This is a genomic window from Asaia sp. BMEF1, from assembly GCF_051628905.1.
Lineage (GTDB): Bacteria > Pseudomonadota > Alphaproteobacteria > Acetobacterales > Acetobacteraceae > Asaia.
In genome coordinates this window covers 3113647-3132251 of record NZ_CP157575.1, presented here as the reverse complement: position 1 = coordinate 3132251, position 18605 = coordinate 3113647, and the positions used below count along the sequence as shown (strand labels likewise).

Here is an 18605-nt window from a genome sequence, read left to right as displayed (position 1 = left end):
TCTGGGCAAGATGAGCCTGCCTCATCTCTGGATGGCCTATCTTACATACCCGACCATCCTGTTCTATTTCGCTCTGATCCTGATCTCTGTCGGCGCCTCAATTGCACTCACCCCTCATCTGGCTCCCACGCTGATCACCGCGGTTCTGGTAGTCGCGATCTATCCCTTTGCCTGGTATGCCATCCATCGCTTCATCCTTCACGGGCGTTGGCTCTATCGCAATCCAATCACGGCCTCGCTCTGGAAGAGGGTTCATTTCGACCATCATCAGGATCCGCATCTGCTCGATGTGCTGTTCGGCTCGCCGCTCAACACCGTCCCTACGATCGCGATCATCGTCATGCCCATTGGGTGGGCCATTGGCGGCGTCAGCACGGCTTTTGCGGCGCTGGCAACGGGTCTCGTGATGACCTGCATCTACGAGTTTTTTCACTGCATCCAGCATCTGGCCTACAAGCCGCGCTGGGCCTGGGTGGCCAGAATCAAACAACTGCATGTGCTGCATCATTTTCACGACGAAGACGGCAATTACGGCATCACGAATTACGCTGCCGACCGTCTGTTCGGCAGCTTCTACAAGGATGCCCGTGCGCGCGCCCGCAGCGCCCATGTGTTCGATCTCGGTTACGATATTGACGAGGCGCAGCGTTATCCCTGGGTGATGAAGCGCACAGGCGCTCCACCCAAGCAGCGTCCTGACGGGGCGAGAAGCAGCAGCGGTACACGGTGAGTCTCCCCGTTCTGGTTCTTGCCGGGTCGCGCGACGGCGCCGAGGATCCGTTGGCCCGCCTCGGAAGGGTCGCCCATAAGGCACTCCTTCCGGTTGCCGGTCGCCCCATGATCGATCGCGTTCTCGAAACGCTCTCCACCACGACGGGTCTTGGCCCGGCCTATGTCAGCATCGAAACACCCGAGGCGCTGGACTCGCTCGACCGCGCGTTTACTTGCGTGCCAACGGCTAGAGGCCCGAGCGGCAGCGTCGCGCTGGCACTCGACCGTATCGGCGCGCCTCTGCTCATCACAACGGCCGATCACCCGCTCCTGCAACCGCTCTGGATTACCGAATTTCTCCGGGATGCCGAAGCATCAGGCTGCGATCTTGCTGTTGGCATCGCCCTACGCCCTGTCATCGAGCGCGATGTGAAGGGGACGAAGCGCACCTATATACCGCTGAGCGACATGAAGTTCTCAGGCTGCAATCTCTTCCTGCTGCGCACACCGCGAGGCGGCGCGGTGGTAGAGCTTTGGCAGAGGCTCGAACGCGATCGCAAACATCCGCTGAAAATGGCACGCACTCTCGGCTTTGGCATCTTGCTGCGCGCGCTGTTCAGACGCCTCGACAGCGCGACCCTCACGTCACGCATCCAGGCCCTGACCGGCGCCCGGGTCAGTCTCGTCCCTATCGCCCACGGACGCGCGGCGGTCGATGTGGACAAGCCTCAGGATCTGGTGCTGGTAGAAAAGCTGCTGGCCGAAGCCTCATGAAAATCGCCTATATAATCAACTCGGTCGAAGGGGGCGGCGCCGCCCTTCCCGTTCCGGCCATCACGCAGGTCATGCGCGAAAACGGCCATGAAGTGATCGTGCTCGCCCTGACCCGTCGTGACGGACGTGCCATCAAGCCCATGCTTCAGGCCGGGCTGACAGTGCATGTGCGCGAGGGAAGCAAGAAGGACCATCTGGCCGCTCTGCTCTGGCTCAATCGGGAGATCGGCGAGCAAAAACCCGATCTGATCTGGACGTCACTGACCCGCGCGACGCTGCTCGGGCAGCTCGTGGGCCTGCGTCGCCGTCTTCCCGTTGTGAGCTGGCAGCATTCGGCCCGCCTCAAACCGGCGAATGCGAGGCTGCTGCGCCTGATGCGCAGCCTTTCGCGTCTCTGGATAGCGGACTCGACCTGCGTCGAGCAGGAAACCGAACGTAAGCTGGGGCTGAACGCCGACAAGCTGACCTGCTGGCCTATCTTTCGCGCCAGTGACAGCTTTCCGGTCGCGGTGCCCTGGTCGGAGGCCGCGCCGATCCGTATCGGCAGTCTTGGCCGGCTCCACCCGGTCAAGGGATATGACACGCTCTGCGAAGCCGTGCGCCTGCTGGGTAAAATCGGCGGCCTGCCGGAATACGAGATCCATATCGCCGGTGAGGGTGAGGAGCGGGATCGTCTGGCAGCCCTGATCGCTCGAGACGGACTGCCAATCGTGCTCGACGGCTATAACGCCGATCCGAGACAGTTTCTCTCGACGCTTCAGATCTATGTGCAGCCGTCGCACTGGGAAGGGCTTTGTCTTGCGGCTCATGAGGCCCTGCTCTGCGGTGTGCCTGTCATCGCCTCAGAGGCGGGAGAGCTGCCGCATACGATCACCGAGACCTGCGGGCGCATCATCCCGCCCAAGGACCCCGAAGCCCTCGCGCTTGCGCTTGCCGAGTTGCTGCGCCAGCCTCAGCGCCTCGCCGCCATGGGCCAGATCGGGCGCGACCGCGTGCTCTCGCGTTTCGATGCCGCGTCATTCGACCGACGGGGCAAGGAAATTCTAGCGCGCCTCGAAAGAACTCTCTGAGCGCGTCTGTGTCAGATGGTTCGACAGACGAAAGTCCATCTGTGCGAAGACGACCGACGCCACCAGCAGCAGAATCCAGATCATACGCGGGGCTGGCTGGCGCTCGAGATAGGAGGCGAAACCGAAAGCGATGACGGCCAGCATATCGAGCCCGAAATGCAATCGTTCATCGAGATGACCGCATAAAAACCCGAGCAGGAACAGAACAACGCCGAAAATGGCGCAGCTCAGCGCCTTCTCCCGACGCATCCAGTCAAAAAAAGGCATAACCTGATCGGTTGTTTCGCGTTTGTCAGGCAAGAGTTTCTCCAGACGGGTGAAAGCAGGGTGCCTTTGATGAGTAACCACAAGTGAGCGACAGGCAAAGTTACGAAGAGGACAATCAGTCCCGTATCGACAGAGCCGGATCTCCTCTGAGCCTGCCTGAAAACCAGTTCGCCATCAGGCGCGCCGTGCTCGGTCTGGCGCGCAATCTCAACTGGGCCTGCCTCAACGAGTTTTCCCTTCCCACTGCCGGTCGCCGGGCCGATATCATGGCCCTTGCGGCCGATGGGCAACTGCACTGCATCGAGATCAAGTCAGGACCACGGGATTTTTTGACAGATCGCAAATGGCCAGAATATCGGGACTGGTGCGACCGGCTCTATTTTGCGGTCGATCAGCATTTCCCCCACGCCCTCATCCCGGACGATGTCGGGCTCTTCGTCGCGCATGTGATGGAAAGCCCCTCAACCATCCTGCCAGAATGTGCCATGATCCGCGAAAGCCCGCTTGCCAAGCTGGCGACGGCCCGCAGAAAGGCCCTGATGCAGCTTTTCGGCCATAATGCCGCGCTGCGCCTGATGGCTCTGGAAGACCCTGCCATGACAGCGTCTCTGCGTGCGGCTCGTCGCGTCGAATAAAGGAGTGCCCGCATGACCGATCAACGCCTTATCGCGCAACGCCTTGAAGTTGCCCGCGCCGTGGTCGCCGATGCCGCCGCCCTGGCCATGGCGATGAGGCCACCGCCGGGCGGTCCGACCGGCAGCAAGAAAGGCATGCAGGACTATGTGACCGAGGCTGATATGGCGGTCGAGGCGCTCGTCTCCAAACGTATCCAGGCCCTGTTTCCTGAAGATGGCTTCATGGGAGAAGAAGGCGGACTCCAGCGCGAGGGCGGGCTGACCTGGGTGATCGACCCCATAGATGGCACGTCGAATTATGCCCGCGGGCGCGAACGCTGGTGCGTTTCTCTCGGGCTGATGGACGGCGCCGTTCCGGTTGCCGGTGTCATCAATGCTCCGGCTTTAGGCGAGATCTACACGGCTCAGCGGGGCGTGGGCGCCTGGCTGAACGGCAAGACGCTCAAAGCCTCCCCCGTAACGGATACGACCAGCGCCATGGTGGAGATAGGCTGGAGCGCCAAGGTCTCGCCCGAGATCTTCGCAAGTCGCGCCAGAGCTTTTCTCGAGCGCGGCATCGCCCCGCGAACCGGAGCCTGCGGCGCTCTGGCGCTTGCCGATGTCGCCTCGGGGCGATGCGACGGCTATCTCGAAATCGCCATCAATCTCTGGGATGTCGCGGCCGCCCTCGTCATGCTGCATGAAAGCGGCGCGCGCGTCTCACCCTTTTTGCAGGATGGCGGACTGACCGGCTCTATCTCGATTCTCGCTGCGGCACCCGGGGTCGCCGGGCCGATTGCCGAGGCCGCCGCGATGACTTTCATCTGACGTCCGTCTGCGTTGCAACGCGCCAACCATTCTCACGCCATAATTTTCCGTCAGATCTCCTTTCTTCCGCTTCCTGACGGCTCACGATACGAGGCCCTTGCTCTATGGTTTCTTTCCCCCGCCGACTCGTCGCCTCTACGGTGCTTCTGGCTACTGGTCTGACGGCTTTCCCAGCCATGGCCACATCGACACAACAGGCTCTGGTCGACCGCGCAACGCTTGCGGTTCAGGACATCTTTCAGGGTACCACGCCCAATTCGCGTGCCCAGCGCTATCTGGCCAAGGCACGCGCGGTCATGGTGTGCCCGTCGGTGTTTCGCATGTCGATCGTCTTCGGCGGTGCCGGGGGCGGCTGCCTCCTGCTGTCGCGCGATGCGCGCGGATCATGGTCCGATCCGGCTTTTTACACGCTCAGCTCGGCTTCGATGGGCATACAGCTCGGTGTCGAGAGCTCCGAACTCATGTTTTTCGTGATGTCGGATCGCGGGCTTCAGGCCCTGCTCGACAGCCAGTTCAAATTCAGCGCGGGGGCTTCGGCCTCTTTCGCCAATATGGGCAGCGGCATCGAAAGCGGGTCTGCCGGCGCATCGAATACCGATATCCTCGCCCTTCAGAAATCCTCCGGCCTGTTCGCCGGAGCTTCGCTCGGCGGCTCGAAGCTGACCATCGATAGCAGCGCCAATCGCGCCTTCTACAACCAGCCGGTCGGCCCGGAAGACATCGTCATCTCGATGCGCGTGAACAATACCGGTGCCGATCCGCTGCGTCGCGTGCTTATGCAGGTCGTACAGCAGCAGAGTGCCACGCCTGCCCAGCCTGCGGTGACAGGCACTGCGCTGACGCCTTCGGGGGGCACCGTAGGTAACAGTCCCTACCCGTCCAATTATGACAGCAGCAAATCATTCACCAGCCAGTCGCATGGCGCAGTAAAAAGCGAGTCGCTCTCCGCGCCGCGGTAAGGCGACAGGAATAGGGCGGAACGAACACCGCCCAATGCCCCTCAAGGACGAGGGGCGCGCCCTGGCTGACTGACAGGTGCCTTATGGGCAGGCTTAAGCATCCTCAAGGCCTCGACGCGCTGGTTATGCTCATGCAGGTCGTGAGAAAACCCGTGCTTCCCCGTGCCGTCGGCTACGAAGTAAAGCATGTCGCCAGCGGCGGGATGGGCAACAGCGTTCAGCGCGGCCAGACCGGGCGAACAGATCGGCCCCGGCGGTAGAGCCGCAATTTCATACGTATTATGTGGGCCAGCCATGTGCAGTTCGTCATGGGTTACAGCGTGGTCCAGTACGCCCAGACCGTCGCTCAAATCATAGATGGCGGTCGGGTCGGATTGCAGCTTCATGCCAAGCGACAAGCGATTGAGGAAGACGCGCGCCACTTGCGGGCGCTCGGCATCATCCCCCGTTTCACGTTCAACCATCGAGGCCAGAACCAGCAATTCATGCGGCGTCTTCAACGCAGGGTCAGAGTCCCTTCCGGCCCATACACGCGCGAGTGTCTGTGTCATGAGGGTTTCGAGACGGTGCACGATCTGCTTGCGCGATGCCCCGCGCTCATAGGCGATCGTTTGGGGAAGCAGAGCCCCTTCGGTAATTTCCGGCATCGGGCCGGAAAGCAGAGGATCCTGAGCGATCAGCGTTGTGATCTGCCGTGCTGTGCGCCCCTCGGGGATGGTCAGATGGTGGCTGACAGGCGTGCCATGACGCAACACATTGAGCACGTCCAGAACCGAACACGCAGTTACGAAATGCAGTTCGGCCGCGTGTAGTGCGCCATCCGATTTCGTAAGGCGCGCGAGAAGCCGGAACTGGAGTTCTGCCGCTCGGCCGTTCGGGATGATCCCGGCACCGGCCAGATCATGGGCGATCATGATAGTGCTGCCATGAGGCACGACATGATCGACAGGGTTTTGAAGGGGACCGGGACGATGGGCGAAATGCCAGAGCGCCGCCGTGCCCCCAACCCCGGCAAGGACAAGGAGCACGAAAAAGGCGAGTAAGACACGCTTCATGCCCGCCCCTTCATGGCTTTACGGCGTGAATCAGACGCCCTTGACGATCAGGCTGGCATTGGTGCCGCCAAAACCGAAGCTGTTGGAAAGCGCGATGTTGATCTTGCGCTGCTGGGCTTCATGCGCCACGCGGTCGATCACGCTCTCGCGGGCCGGATTGTCGAGATTGAGCGTCGGCGGTGCGACATTATCGCGGATCGCCAGCATGGAGAACATGGCTTCGACCGAACCCGCAGCGCCAAGAAGATGGCCCGTGGCAGATTTGGTGGAGGACATCGCCACATGCTTCGCATCGTCGCCGAACAGACGCTCCACTGCATCGAGTTCAAGGTCGTCGGCCATGGTCGAGGTGCCATGCGCGTTGACGTAATCGATATCGGCAGGGGTGATGCCAGCCGAGCGCAGTGCTGCCGTCATGGCGCGGAAAGCACCCTCATGGCCTTCGGCGGGTGCCGTGATGTGATGCGCATCGCCCGACAGACCATAACCGATGATCTCGCCGTAAATCTTCGCACCGCGAGCCTTGGCATGCTCGTATTCCTCGAGCACGACAATCCCGGACCCTTCGCCCATGACGAAGCCGTCACGATCGCGGTCCCAGGGACGCGATGCCTTTTCGGGCGTGTCATTGAAGCCGGTCGACAGGGCGCGGGCCGAAGAGAACCCGGCGATACCCAGCGGACAGACAGCTGCTTCCGCGCCGCCTGCAATCATGACATCGGCATCGCCGAGCATGATAAGACGCGTCGCATCGCCAATGGCATGCACGCCGGTCGCACAGGCCGTCACCGCCGAGTGGTTCGGGCCCTTGAAACCATAGCGAATCGAAACATGGCCTGAAATCAGGTTGATCAGGGCCGAGGGGATGAAGAACGGCGAGAGGCGACGTGCCTTGCCGCTGGCAACCGTCAGAGACGCATCATAGATGGTCTGCAAACCACCGATGCCGGAGCCGATCATCACGCCTGTGGCGCAACGATCTTCTTCGGTCTCCGGCTTCCAGCCTGAATCCTCGACCGCCTGGATGGCAGCCGCCATGCCGAGATGGATGAAACGATCCATCTTCTTCTGGTCCTTCGTCGGGACCCAGTCCGAAAGCGTCAGACCGCCTTCTGCCGTCGGGCCTTCGGGCACCTCACCTGCCACATGGGCCGGGAGATCGCTCGGGTCGAAGCAGGAGATACGGCCGATACCGGTCTGACCGGCGATCAGGCGCTGCCAGGTCTGGACCACGCCCACCGCCAGTGGCGTGACAAGCCCCATACCGGTGACGACGACGCGTCTTTCTTTCATTGCCGATAGGTTTGCCATCATGGGCGGACGAAGCTCCAGTCAAAAAGGCCAGCTCCCGGCGGGCTGCCATGAGGGAGCGGCTGTAAATCTCGTCATATGTCCCGGCTCCGCTGATAGGGGGAGCCGGAGATCGATCATTGCATCGGGTCAGACGACCCGATGCAGCCGGATCAGGCGGCCTTCTGCTTTTCGATGTAGTCGATGGCGTCCTTGACGGTCGCAATCTTCTCGGCTGCATCTTCAGGAATTTCGACGCTGAAGGCTTCTTCGAAGGCCATGACCAGCTCGACCGTGTCGAGGCTGTCGGCGCCGAGATCGTCGATGAAGGAAGCGTCAGGGGTCACCTTGCTCTCTTCAACGCCGAGATGCTCAACAACGATTTTCTTAACCTTATCGGCGATTTCGCTCATCTGTTCTGGCTTCCTGTGTGCCCTTACTCGGGCGGTTCGAATCTGTTTTACCATCCGTCTGGTCGCCCAGTCGGTCCCCGTCTTTACTCCAGAGGCGGCCTGTACTGCCAGTGCTCTGAATCGCGGACCGAAGTTCGGACCCCGGCGGGCTCAAGCGCCCACGCTTCGGACGAAGCAGCGGGCGCTTAGCATGGTTTTACCTCACACGCCAAGCTTTGCGTGCGAGAGGGGCCCTAGGCCTCAGGGCATGGCCATCCCGCCATTGACGTTCATGGTCATGCCGGTCACCCAGCCAGCCTCTTCCGAAGCGAGATAGACGACGGCTGCAGCGATATCCTCGGGCTTGCCCATACGTCCCAGAGGGATGGAGCCCAGCAGCTTGTCGCGCTGCGCATCGGGCAGCACGGCCGTCATGGCGGTTTCGACAAAACCCGGCGCGATCACGTTGACCGTCACACCGCGAGACCCGACTTCCTGCGCCAGCGACTTGGTCATGCCGATCATGCCCGCCTTGGCTGCCGAATAATTGGCCTGACCGCCATTACCGGTCACGCCAACGATAGAGGCGATATTGATGATGCGCCCGCCGCGACGGCGCAGCATGCCCTTGAGGGCTGCGCGACACAGACGGAACGGCGATTCCAGATCGACGGTCATGACCTGCGACCAGTCTTCATCCTTCATGCGGATGATCAGACCGTCGCGCGTGAGCCCGGCATTATTGACGAGAATATCGAGCGGCTTGCCCAGCAGTGCCTCAGCCTTGCCCACCAGCGCGTCGGCTTCCTCACCGCTGGAAAGATTGGCAGCGCAGACATGCACACGCTCGCCAAGGCTCGCCGCGACTTCGGCAAGGGCCGGTTCACGCGTGCCGGAAAGCACCAGTTCGGCACCTTGGGCATGAAGGGCGCGTGCAATGGCAGCACCCAGACCGCCCGAAGCGCCCGTCACGAGCGCTGTCTTGCCTTGCAGATTGAACATTGTCGTTTTCTCCAAGTTTTCAGAGGTCGCGCAGCAGCGCCTCGATTTCTTCAGGGGTACCCGCGTTGCGTGCCGTCATTTCAGGCACGATGCGACGCACCAACCCTGTCAGCACCTTACCCGCACCCAGTTCGATCTGCGATGTCACGCCCATGGCCGCCATCGCCAGAACGCTCTCACGCCAGCGTACAGAGCCCGTCACCTGCCGCACCAGCAGATCGGCAATGCGGGTGGCATCGGTGTTCTTGGCCGCCGTCACATTGGTAATGACGGGAATGGACGGCGTCCCGATTTCAGCGCGTGACAACGCCTCGGCCATTCTCTCGGCAGCAGAGCCCATCAGCGACGAGTGGAACGGCGCCGACACGGGCAGCAGCACCGCGCGCTTCACGCCTCTGGTCTTCGCCAGAGCAATGGCACGCTCGATGGCCGTGAGTTGGCCGGAAATCACGATCTGACCGCCGCCATTATCATTGGCGAGTTCGATCGTCTCATGAACCGCGTCTTTGCCCTCGGCCTCCAGGCACGCAGCGTCACGGCAGATCTCATGCGCCAGTTCTGCGTCGACGCCGAGCAACGCCGCCATACCGCCCTCACCTGCCGGTACAGCTTCCTGCATGGCCAGGCCGCGCAGGCGCAGCAGACGCGCCGTCTGGGTAATCCCCAACGCGCCCGAGGCCGCCAGGGCGGAATATTCACCGAGCGAATGCCCGGCCACGACCGTTGCCTTATCGGACAGGGCAAATCCGCCTTCGGTCTCAAGCACACGCACCGTCGCAAGCGAGACAGCCATCAAAGCCGGCTGCGCGTTTTCGGTGCGGGTCAGCTCTGCGGCGTCGCCGGTGAAAATCAGCTTCGACAGATGTTCGTCGAGCGCGTCATCGACTTCCTGAAATACTTCACGCGCGGCGGGAAAGGCCTCGTAAAGCCCCTGCCCCATACCGACAGACTGGCTGCCCTGGCCCGGAAACACGAATGCATGCACTGACATAAGCCCTATCTCACCCTAAGCTTTGAGCAATTCCGGGTGGGGTGATGGCGGAGGCAATGCACCGCTGTCAAATCGTTACTGTCTCTCAAGCGCGCCGTGGAGCGGAAAAGGCAGATCCATGACAATACGCGCGAACGGCTTGCTGGCCTGAAAAACCGCGTCACGGGGATAGTCCTGAGGCCGAAAGACAAAGCGATACGGCGCAACGCCCTGATTATCGACCAGAAGATGCGTCGATCCGCCCTCGACCACCTCGAACCGGCTGCCGGGGGCGATCTCTACCGTCAGCTTGTGGGTATCAGGCAAAAGCAGGGCGATCAGAAATCCGCCTTCATCTTCCACGCAACGATCGAGCTGGTTCAACCAGTGCTTCGCCTCGCTTTGCGTGAAGCGCCTCGGATCTGCGGGCGCGACGGTGAAGAAAAATCCGACACTCAGCGTCTCTCCTGCGCGCAGTCTCGCGTAGAGCGGAGGGTTGGACTCCCACAACCTTGCCTCACGAGGAAAGACGATCTCGTTACCAGGCTCGGGGATAAGGCGGATCGTCTCATCGCCATTGCGCAGCATCAGCCCCGAGCCATAACCAGGGCGGTCGCCTGGCTGAAGCGTCGCCTTGAGATGCAGGGAGAGTCCGCTTCGGTCGGCGGCAGGAAAGGAATCGAAGCGTCTGAATACGCGCTCAAGCCGCTGATAGCGTTTCGAAAGACCCACCGGTGCCTGCGCGGTAACCTCGATCGTCTCCCCTGGCGCACCATACTGCAACTGGGCCAGCGCTTTTCCCTGTACGGAGCAGAAGGTAAGACCGAAAACGGCGCCCAAGAGTATTTCACGTTTCATCATTCTATCTTCTGCAAGACGATAAACACCTGAGGCACACGAGTGGGATCATCCAGAAATTCGATCACTCTGAACAAATGACCCCATTTCTGGACAATATATCCACGCGGAATGATCGCCTCGCCATAATGTGCGCCAGGATGCGGGCGCCTGACAGGGGTGGCATGCAAAAAACGCCCCGCGTCGTAGCGCGCATTGGCGCGCGCCTCGTCCGTAAAGCTGTCGGCACAGGCCTCATACCACCCATGCTCCAGTTTTATGCCAGAGGCACGGCGCAGGCGCTGCTCGGCACAAAATGCGATGAACCGTCTGCTCTGGGTCGTGATGACCGCAAGGCCGCCAGGTCGCAGAAGTCGATGGAACTCGCTGATCCATAAACCAGCGATGAACTCGTCCAGATGAGAGAACACCGAAAACGAGACGATCAGGTCGAACGATCCGGCACCAATCATGGTTGGGGGCGCGAGCCCCGTCTGAAGAAAACCGAGTGCCGGATTACAACGGCGCGCTTCCATCAGAAAACGCGATGTCGAGTCGATTCCGAAAAGATATTCAGGCCGGACGTCTTTCATGAAGAGGCGTAAAATCCGCCCCCATCCACAGCCGAAATCGAGCAGTCTCGTTTCCGAGCCGAGAGGCCTACCCGCATAGTGACAATAGGCCTTGATCTCACGAAAAAACATAAAGGCTTCGTGAAGGGACACTTCGCCGGAATGACCGTGGATTTCGCTCTGGAAAGACGGGGCGGGAAAATCCGGCATCCTGACGCCCTCGATTTCCGGCAACTGAAGCGAGGCGACCAATATCTGCAACCACGCCTCGTCGCTGCAATGCCGGAATTTCTCGTAAAGATCTGACGCTTCTGGATAAGAAGACATGCACTGCCTGTCATGAAAACTGGTTGTGCCGTCTATAGTATAGATTAACGATTTATGAAAATTTCTCCGAGTATCCGCTATTTTATCTGGAATATAGAGGCTGATCGCCCGGCTCCATCCGCGACCGCAAGAACTGCGAGTGACGCAGAAAAGTAAAACTACCTTCGCCGATCATACCCACAGACCAGACATGTCCCGTGATCGTTTTCTGCCCGGGCCACGCGGCTACCGGGCAGAAACAACTTATCGCGCCACCAGACGCCCGCGCTGCCAAGCCTCGGCAGCCTCTTCGGGGTCCATATTATCGACCTGGATCGCGTATTCGAGAGCGCTCATCACCTTGTTGCCAAGTGTCATCTCGGACAGCTCGTCCAGCATGTCCTGATCGGCGCAGGCCGCGACAGCCTCGCGAACCAGAAGAGCTGCCTCCAGCTCTTCTGAAAAATGTGGGTCGCTTACCGGCTGAAACGCCTCATCGTGGAAAAGCGCATGGGGCTGCGCTAGAAAGACGATGAACTTCCTGCCCGCAGCGTGCGCGCCCTGCACGGCTTCGAAAAGCGCTTCGTCTTCACAAAGCGTTGGTGCCAGACCCGAGAGGGATGGCTTCTGAGCAAGAACGTCCTGCAGTCTGGCCGCATCGGAACGCGCAACGAATACTGTTTCCAGAGCCTCGCTCGACAACTCGGCCGGTGACGATACGGCGTCATAACTGCCCCAGCAGTAATAGGGGCGATAGATTGTGCCCAGTACGCGCATGCCATGCTGAACCAGAGAGGCGTCGCGCGGCAACCAGGCCGAAACCAGAAGATCGATGGCCCCCTCTTCGAGCAACCCGGGCAGTTCACCCCGATCGGCATCGAGAAACTCGACCTCGACCTCATGCGCATCGAGAACGCGTGCAACCGCGCTCGCACAGCCAGCGTGCAGGGCGTTACGCAGATAGCCCAGAGAGATCGTGGTCATGGCGCATCCTTCAGCAAACGAAAATCAGGCAATTTGCCTGTGTTCGATCACTTCAGGGCAGGAATGGCAAGAGGATAGTCCGGGTTTGACACTTTTGCCGCCGCTTCCTGCAATCAACCCTCTCGAAGCCCGGCTTCGACCCCGTTCAATTGCTCTGAGCCTGACGCAGTGGAAGCGTGAAGCACGCATCGCAGCCTGTCTCGGGGTAGTTTACGATCGTCGCGCCCTGATGCCCGAACCCGGCCCGAAGCAATCGCGAGCCAAAGCCGCTAGATTGAGGGGCTCGAACGGGTGGCCCCCCCTCCTCCTGCCAGTGCAACGTCAAATTGCGACGCATCTCATCCGCCTCGATGGACCAGACGAGACTCACCCGGCCTTTCTCGACACTGAGAGCCCCATATTTGGCCGCATTGGTGCCAAGCTCATGCAGCATGAGACCAAGCGTGGTCGCCGTGTTGGGACCGAGCGAGACCGGGATACCCTCCAGACGAAAACGCTCTATCGGCGCGATGCGAGCCAAGACCTCGCGGGCAAGCGTTTCGAGATCGCCACTCTGCCAGGCCTGGCGCATGAGCAGATCATGCGCCGATCCAAGCGCCACAAGACGTTTTTCGAAGGCCTTGACCGCATCGCGATTCTCGACCCCGCGCAGGCTCTGATTGGCCAGAGCCTGAACCAGAGCGAGCGTGTTCTTGAGGCGATGGGCAAGCTCCTGATGCATTGTCTGCTGGTGCGCGCGCGCCTCGATAGAGGCCGCCGCCGCCTGGGCGCGGTCGGAAACCGCCCTCAGAAAAGCCAGCTCCTGATCGGTCCAGTCACGCGGCAAGCAGCATTGGACGTAAAGACAATGCGTCAGGCGTCCCTGGCTCATGATCGGCATCAAAAGTTGTGACCTGACCTGATCCCTCCCGTCATGATCGGGCATGAAACAGGGCAGCCACACATTTTCATGCGCGTCGCGCACAGAAAGTAGCAAACCCTGTTGGAGTACATGAAGTGCAACGCCGTAAGCCGCGCGGTCATAGATACCCGCCGCGCTGGGCATGCTCGCCCCATGCCAATCCTGCACGATACGAAAATGCGTCTCGTCACCGGCCTCGAACAGGGCCCAGCCTGCCCGATCGGCGCCGAGCGCATCCGCAAGTGCCGATGCCGCGGCATGATAAGCCTCCGCTGCCGTATCGACCTTGCGCAAAGCGTCACCGAGTATCACCATCGCCGAAAGACGATTGGTCGCCACCCGGTCACGCGTGATATCTTCGAGCGTCCCGATCAGGCGCCAGGGCTGCCCCCTCTCATCGGCCTCGATTTCCGCCCTGCGTCTTACCCAGCTTCTGGCCTGATCCGTCAGGCTTTCGATCGCAAAATCAGTCTCTGAAAACCGGAGTTCGCTGCTCGAACCTTCTGCAAAATGCACCAGATCAAAATCCGGCACTGGCATGCAACGCTGAAAGACTTCTATAGGGCACTGCCTGCCGGTAGGCACGCCGGTAAGGCGCATCAGCTCGGCAGAGAGCGAAATGAGATTGCTGCCGAACCTGATTTCGAACGTACCGATTCCAGGCAAATCCTCGATGGAAGGGAGCGCCGATGGCGTTTCCCCCCGCCGTGCCCGCTCGGCCTTCGGGACCAGAGGCATCGCAGCGCTTTTCTCTACGCCTTCATCCTCCTGTCTGGCGAGAACGCGAGAGATCTGCCGCGTCACAGCATCCAACCCCGCCGTGAAAGAAGGCAAGTCCGGATCAGGAAAATCACGTGTCAGAAAGCACAACGTGCCAGCGCCTTGTTCTCCGAGGAGCGGCACAGGGACGCGTATCTGAAACGCATAGTGCCATGGTGCCTGAGCCAGCTCAGCGAGCGGCGGAAGCGCCTCCTGCACAAACGAATGCTGAGGCGCTACGACCGACACCGCAAGATGCTCGGGAAGCGGGCCGTAGCAGGCCGCCACGTTCTGCCGACCGCGATCAGGTAAAGCGATATAGGCGGCAGGAGCACGCGCTAGAACGGCAGCGACCGTCAGCAGGTCGTGTAGATCGTGCTGACGCCTCATGACACGTCAAACTGATTGGAAGTGAACGGATCGGTCGTCTCTTCTACCGGAGACTGTTTCCTCGCCGTTCCCTGAACGTACATGGAGTTTATCGCGCCTTTCCCGGCGATTGTGGCCGCGCTCTCAAGGCCAGCCACAATCGACAGCAAGATTATTTGACGATTACCCGAATGAAATCACCATATTTTAACGCGTTCCTGCGGCGAGAGATAGAGCTTGTCGCCCGGCTTCACACCAAAGGCGGCATACCATGCATCGATATTGTGCATGGGCAGGTTCACGCGCGCTTCCGGTGCCGAGTGAGGGTCGGTCACCGCACGATTACGGATCGAGTCCTCGCGCAGCTTTTGACGCCAGACCTGTGCCCAGCCGAGGAAGACGCGCTGATCGCCGGTCAGACCGTGCACCACAGGTGCAGGCTTGCCATGCAACGACGCATGATAGGCGTCGAGCGCCAGAGTCAGGCCACCCAGATCAGCAATGTTTTCACCCATGGTCAGCTTGCCGTTGAGATGCACGCCCGGCAGCACCTCGAACGCGTCATACTGCTTGCCATAGCGATCCGCGAGCGCCTGGAAACGCTTGACGTCATCCGGCGTCCACCACTGATGCAAACGGCCATGTTCGTCATACTGGCGTCCCTCATCGTCGAAGGAATGGGTCATCTCGTGACCGATTACTCCACCGATGGCACCGTAATTGACAGCTGAATCGCCCTTCGGGTCAAAGAAGGGCGGCTGCAGAATGGCAGCTGGGAAGACGATCTCGACCTGATTGGGGTCGTTATAGGCGTTAACCGTCTGCGGCGTCATGAACCACTCATTGCGGTCGACCTTCTGGTCGAGATGGCCAAGATTATACTGCCACTCAAACGCGATCGCGCGCGCGCCATTGCCGTAGAGATCGCCCGGCTTGACGGAGAGCCCCGCATAATCGCGCCATTTATTGGGATAGCCGACCTGGATCTCGAAATTCTGCAGCTTGCGCCCAGCAGCCTCACGCGTGGCAGGGGCCATCCAGGCATTATGAGCCAAGCGATTGGCGAACGCCGCCTTGACGTCCTGCGTCAGCTCGGTGATGCGGGCCTTTGCTGCAGGAGGGAAGTAGCGCTCGACATAGATCTTGCCGATTGCCCAGCCCATGGCGTCTTCCGTATGGCTGACAGCCTGCTTCCATCGGACCGGAAGCTGGGGCGAACCCTCGAGTTCATGATCGTAGAAGTCGAAGGCGCTCTGGACGAAAGATTGACTGAGATAGGATGACGCGTCGCTGGCGAGGTGGAAAGCAAGCCACGAGCGGATCGTACCGTAATCCGCCGTCGACAGCACCTTGGCCATGCCGGCAAGCGCGGTCGGCTCACCTACAACGATGCGGCGGCTCTCCAGACCCTGCGCAGGAATACCCGCCGAAGTCAGGAACCCGGCCCAATCGATACCCGGCGCCTTCTTGGCCAGTTCGGCCACGGTCATCGGGTTATAAACCTTTACAGGATCACGCATTTCGGTACGCGACCACTCGACCTTGGCCAGCTCGGTTTCAAGGGCCAGGATCTTTGCAGCCTCCTGATCGGCTTCCGGCCAGGCAATCATGGTCAGGGTCTTGGCGATATAGGCCTGATAAGCCTTCCTCTTGGCGGCGAAATCCGGCTTGAGATAGTAGTCGCGATCCGGCAAGCCGAGCTTGCCCTGATGCAGCAGCAACGCATACTCGCCCGGATTATTGTCGTCAGCATTGATAATCAGGGAGAAAGGCGCGTACTGGAAACCAAATGCCGCTTGCCCAAACAGACGAGCCAGAGAAGCCGCATCCTTAACGCCACGCACCACATCGAGATCGTTCTTGAGCGGGGTCGCACCCAACTTGTCTGCCTGAGCGGTATCCAGGAACGTCGCATAAAAAGCGCCAAGCTTCTCTTCGGTCGTCTTTGGATCTGCCGACGGGCGCTTGCCTGCATCGGTCAGGATCGTCTGCACGCGTTCACGCGCCGTTTCCGCGAGGATGATGAACGGTCCGAACGAAGCGCGATCGGACGGGATGACGATATTCTTCAGATAAGTGCCATTGGCATACTGGAAGAAATTATCGCCGGGCCGTACGGCCTTGTCCATACCGGACATGTTGAAACCCCAGCTCGGGTCGTAAGGCTTGACACTGGCGTCATCGGCCTTGGCTTTGGGCGCGGCTGTCTGGGCCGAGGCCGACTGCACGGTCAGGGCAAGAACGCTGACAGCGCCAAGCCAGAGCGAGGAGGCTCGTTTTATTTTTCCGGTCACTAGGCAGCCTTTTTCACAAATGGTCCTGATGCCCCGCTCCCCATGAGGCGGGACACATTACGCAACGTTATGACAGTTTTTGTTCAGCGGCGAGTCTGGCTGTTTGCCTTGTGGGACGCGCTTTTATGCCCTGCGGACTCAAGGCTGGCCGAGACCAGAACGTCGAAATCGAACACCACGACCTTCTCGATCGCAGGAGCCGCAAAAGCTTTGAACGCCTCATGGGCAGGATCGAACCAGGCTGGATCCATGATCACAGGCTTGCCCACATAGAAATTGCGGTCCCCTTCAGATGCAAACGTCACGACGAATGCCTGCTGCAACCCGGCATCGGCGCCCTCTCCGCTATTCTGCACTCCCATCTCGATCGATTTCACCGGATGGGTGCCATCAGGGCGACGGGAATCCTGAACAAGCCTCAGGAAACGCGAGGTAATCTCGGCGCGCGTCGCCGCCGTCGCGCTCGATTTATAGCGGAACATCACAATGTGACGCACTTGGCCGGGACGCCAGTTAGGCGAGGTGAATTGCGGCAGCCCGACCTGAGCGGCAAGCTCACGGGCCGCAATCGTGCCGTCATCGGCGACAGGCGGCAAAACGACCGGCCCTGACGAGGCAATCGGCAGCGAATAGGGATCGGCGGAAGCCGGTGTCGCTGCGAGCGCCAGCACGCCGCCGGCAATGATCGCCCCCATAAGGGTGACGCGTGAAAGATGAGACAGCACGGCCATGACGCTCCACGGTGTTAATTCTGGTCTATCTTAGATCAGGATGGCACCGTGAGAGGGCTTAATTTGCTGTAGGACAGAAAACTCTTTCGTTATGAAGCGGCCAGAGACCGCCTGAAGCGCTTCGCCTTGAACTGGATCAGTTGATACATCGCCTTGGCGACCAGCACCTGAACTTTGGAATGCGGTGTAAAACCGATCGTCTTGAAAATCATGCTGGTCACGCGATTGATATGCTTGAGCTGATAGCAGCCCATCGCGCGCGACATATAGGCGGCGATGCATTCCTTGTGATCGTAGGGCGTGCTGGTCGACATGTTCGTGGTGTAATAGGCCGTTGCCAGCTCGTCATCCTCGCTCTCGGTCACGCGGCCAAGCGCGATCTTCGTGCGCTGCCAGACACTCAGCTTCTCGCGCTTCAGATAGCGATGCATATGATCGTAGAAGAGCTTGAAATGGCGATATTCATCGGCCGCGATCTGCTTGCAGATGGCTTTGAGAACCGGCTCATCCGTCGCATCGGCCAGAGCCGTATAGAAAGAAGACGTCCCCGTCTCGACCATACAGCGTGCGATCAGTTCGCCCGTGCGTGACCCGCGGATCGAGGCATCGACATCCTGCTCGATATGATAGGTTGCGCGATAGCGCTCGAACGCCGTCATGTAATCCCAGCCCGGATCGGCCAGCATCGCCCACTTTCCGAGCGCATCGCCATGCTGCACCTCCTCGACCGCCCAGTTATCCGCAGCCAGGCGAAAATCCGGGTCGCCCACGAAGACGTTGCCAAGATAGACCGCGTAATCGAGTCCGTTCCGCTCGACCACCGCTGCCGCCTTGATGACCGGAATGATGTCCGGGTCCACACGGGATGCATCGAAAGCATCCCAATCCATCTGATCGATGCGCCAATGTTTCATGACGCA

19 protein-coding genes are annotated in these 18605 nt (G+C 60.3%); 6 read left to right on the top strand and 13 right to left on the bottom strand.

What is annotated here, in order from left to right:
• The first annotated feature begins 10 nt into the window (after nt 1–10).
• From ABHV46_RS13970 to ABHV46_RS13960, 3 genes are read left to right on the top strand one after another with little or no spacing between them, the layout of a single operon-like run.
• Nucleotides 11–730, top strand: a complete 720-nt coding sequence (locus tag ABHV46_RS13970; RefSeq protein WP_438384418.1) for a sterol desaturase family protein — start codon at nt 11–13, stop codon at nt 728–730.
• Nucleotides 727–1485 carry a nucleotidyltransferase family protein gene (locus ABHV46_RS13965; RefSeq protein ID WP_438381968.1) on the top strand — a complete coding sequence of 253 codons (759 nt, stop codon included), beginning with the start codon at nt 727–729 and terminating at the stop codon, nt 1483–1485. Before ABHV46_RS13970 ends, ABHV46_RS13965 begins: the two co-directional genes overlap by 4 nt.
• Nucleotides 1482–2555: a glycosyltransferase gene (locus tag ABHV46_RS13960; protein WP_438381966.1), complete on the top strand. Its 1074-nt coding sequence runs from the start codon at nt 1482–1484 to the stop codon at nt 2553–2555. Before ABHV46_RS13965 ends, ABHV46_RS13960 begins: the two co-directional genes overlap by 4 nt.
• Here the strand turns inward: ABHV46_RS13960 and ABHV46_RS13955 are convergent.
• Nucleotides 2529–2855 carry a hypothetical protein gene (locus ABHV46_RS13955; RefSeq protein WP_438381965.1) on the bottom strand — a complete coding sequence of 109 codons (327 nt, stop codon included), beginning with the start codon at nt 2853–2855 and terminating at the stop codon, nt 2529–2531. The two genes, ABHV46_RS13960 and ABHV46_RS13955, sit on opposite strands and share 27 nt — an antisense overlap.
• Before the next feature lie 50 nt (nt 2856–2905).
• On the opposite strand from ABHV46_RS13955, the gene ABHV46_RS13950 reads away from it, so the two are divergent.
• The 3 genes from ABHV46_RS13950 (at nt 2906) to ABHV46_RS13940 (ending at nt 5223) form a co-directional block, all read left to right on the top strand.
• Nucleotides 2906–3457 carry an MmcB family DNA repair protein gene (locus ABHV46_RS13950; RefSeq protein ID WP_336946460.1) on the top strand — a complete coding sequence of 184 codons (552 nt, stop codon included), beginning with the start codon at nt 2906–2908 and terminating at the stop codon, nt 3455–3457.
• A 12-nt stretch (nt 3458–3469) separates the two neighbouring features.
• Nucleotides 3470–4264, top strand: a complete 795-nt coding sequence (locus ABHV46_RS13945) for an inositol monophosphatase family protein (protein WP_438381964.1) — start codon at nt 3470–3472, stop codon at nt 4262–4264.
• A gap of 104 nt (nt 4265–4368) precedes the next feature.
• Nucleotides 4369–5223 carry a lipid-binding SYLF domain-containing protein gene (locus tag ABHV46_RS13940; RefSeq protein ID WP_438381963.1) on the top strand — a complete coding sequence of 285 codons (855 nt, stop codon included), beginning with the start codon at nt 4369–4371 and terminating at the stop codon, nt 5221–5223.
• A gap of 41 nt (nt 5224–5264) precedes the next feature.
• Here the strand turns inward: ABHV46_RS13940 and mltG are convergent, their stop codons facing one another.
• From mltG to ABHV46_RS13880, 12 genes are all read right to left on the bottom strand, one after another.
• The gene (gene mltG / locus ABHV46_RS13935) at nt 5265–6278 is read right to left on the bottom strand and encodes an endolytic transglycosylase MltG (protein WP_438381961.1); all 1014 of its coding nucleotides are present in this window, start codon (nt 6276–6278) and stop codon (nt 5265–5267) included.
• Nucleotides 6279–6308: 30 nt separating this feature from the next.
• Nucleotides 6309–7541 carry a beta-ketoacyl-ACP synthase II gene (gene fabF / locus ABHV46_RS13930; RefSeq protein WP_438384416.1) on the bottom strand — a complete coding sequence of 411 codons (1233 nt, stop codon included), beginning with the start codon at nt 7539–7541 and terminating at the stop codon, nt 6309–6311.
• A gap of 200 nt (nt 7542–7741) precedes the next feature.
• A complete protein-coding gene (locus ABHV46_RS13925) occupies nt 7742–7981 on the bottom strand; it encodes an acyl carrier protein (RefSeq protein ID WP_023978090.1) in 240 nt (79 codons plus the stop codon).
• A 240-nt stretch (nt 7982–8221) separates the two neighbouring features.
• Nucleotides 8222–8962, bottom strand: coding sequence for a 3-oxoacyl-[acyl-carrier-protein] reductase (gene fabG / locus ABHV46_RS13920; protein ID WP_188425894.1), 741 nt, complete (start codon nt 8960–8962; stop codon nt 8222–8224).
• A 19-nt stretch (nt 8963–8981) separates the two neighbouring features.
• Nucleotides 8982–9953, bottom strand: coding sequence for an ACP S-malonyltransferase (gene fabD, locus ABHV46_RS13915; protein WP_438381960.1), 972 nt, complete (start codon nt 9951–9953; stop codon nt 8982–8984).
• A gap of 75 nt (nt 9954–10028) precedes the next feature.
• Nucleotides 10029–10793, bottom strand: a complete 765-nt coding sequence (locus ABHV46_RS13910; protein WP_438381959.1) for a hypothetical protein — start codon at nt 10791–10793, stop codon at nt 10029–10031.
• Nucleotides 10790–11668 carry a class I SAM-dependent methyltransferase gene (locus ABHV46_RS13905; protein WP_336946466.1) on the bottom strand — a complete coding sequence of 293 codons (879 nt, stop codon included), beginning with the start codon at nt 11666–11668 and terminating at the stop codon, nt 10790–10792. The genes ABHV46_RS13910 and ABHV46_RS13905 overlap by 4 nt, the downstream gene beginning before the upstream one ends.
• Nucleotides 11669–11911: 243 nt before the next feature.
• Nucleotides 11912–12631, bottom strand: coding sequence for a glycine betaine ABC transporter substrate-binding protein (locus tag ABHV46_RS13900; protein WP_336946467.1), 720 nt, complete (start codon nt 12629–12631; stop codon nt 11912–11914).
• 145 nt (nt 12632–12776) lie between these two features.
• A complete protein-coding gene (locus ABHV46_RS13895; RefSeq protein WP_438381958.1) occupies nt 12777–14681 on the bottom strand; it encodes a sensor histidine kinase in 1905 nt (634 codons plus the stop codon).
• Nucleotides 14682–14857: 176 nt separating this feature from the next.
• The gene (locus ABHV46_RS13890; RefSeq protein WP_438381957.1) at nt 14858–16954 is read right to left on the bottom strand and encodes a M13 family metallopeptidase; all 2097 of its coding nucleotides are present in this window, start codon (nt 16952–16954) and stop codon (nt 14858–14860) included.
• A gap of 83 nt (nt 16955–17037) precedes the next feature.
• Entirely contained in the window at nt 17038–17685 is a 648-nt protein-coding gene (locus ABHV46_RS13885) for a Dabb family protein (RefSeq protein WP_438381956.1), read from the bottom strand.
• A gap of 89 nt (nt 17686–17774) precedes the next feature.
• A complete protein-coding gene (locus ABHV46_RS13880; protein ID WP_336946714.1) occupies nt 17775–18599 on the bottom strand; it encodes a ferritin-like domain-containing protein in 825 nt (274 codons plus the stop codon).
• Nucleotides 18600–18605 lie beyond the last annotated feature (6 nt).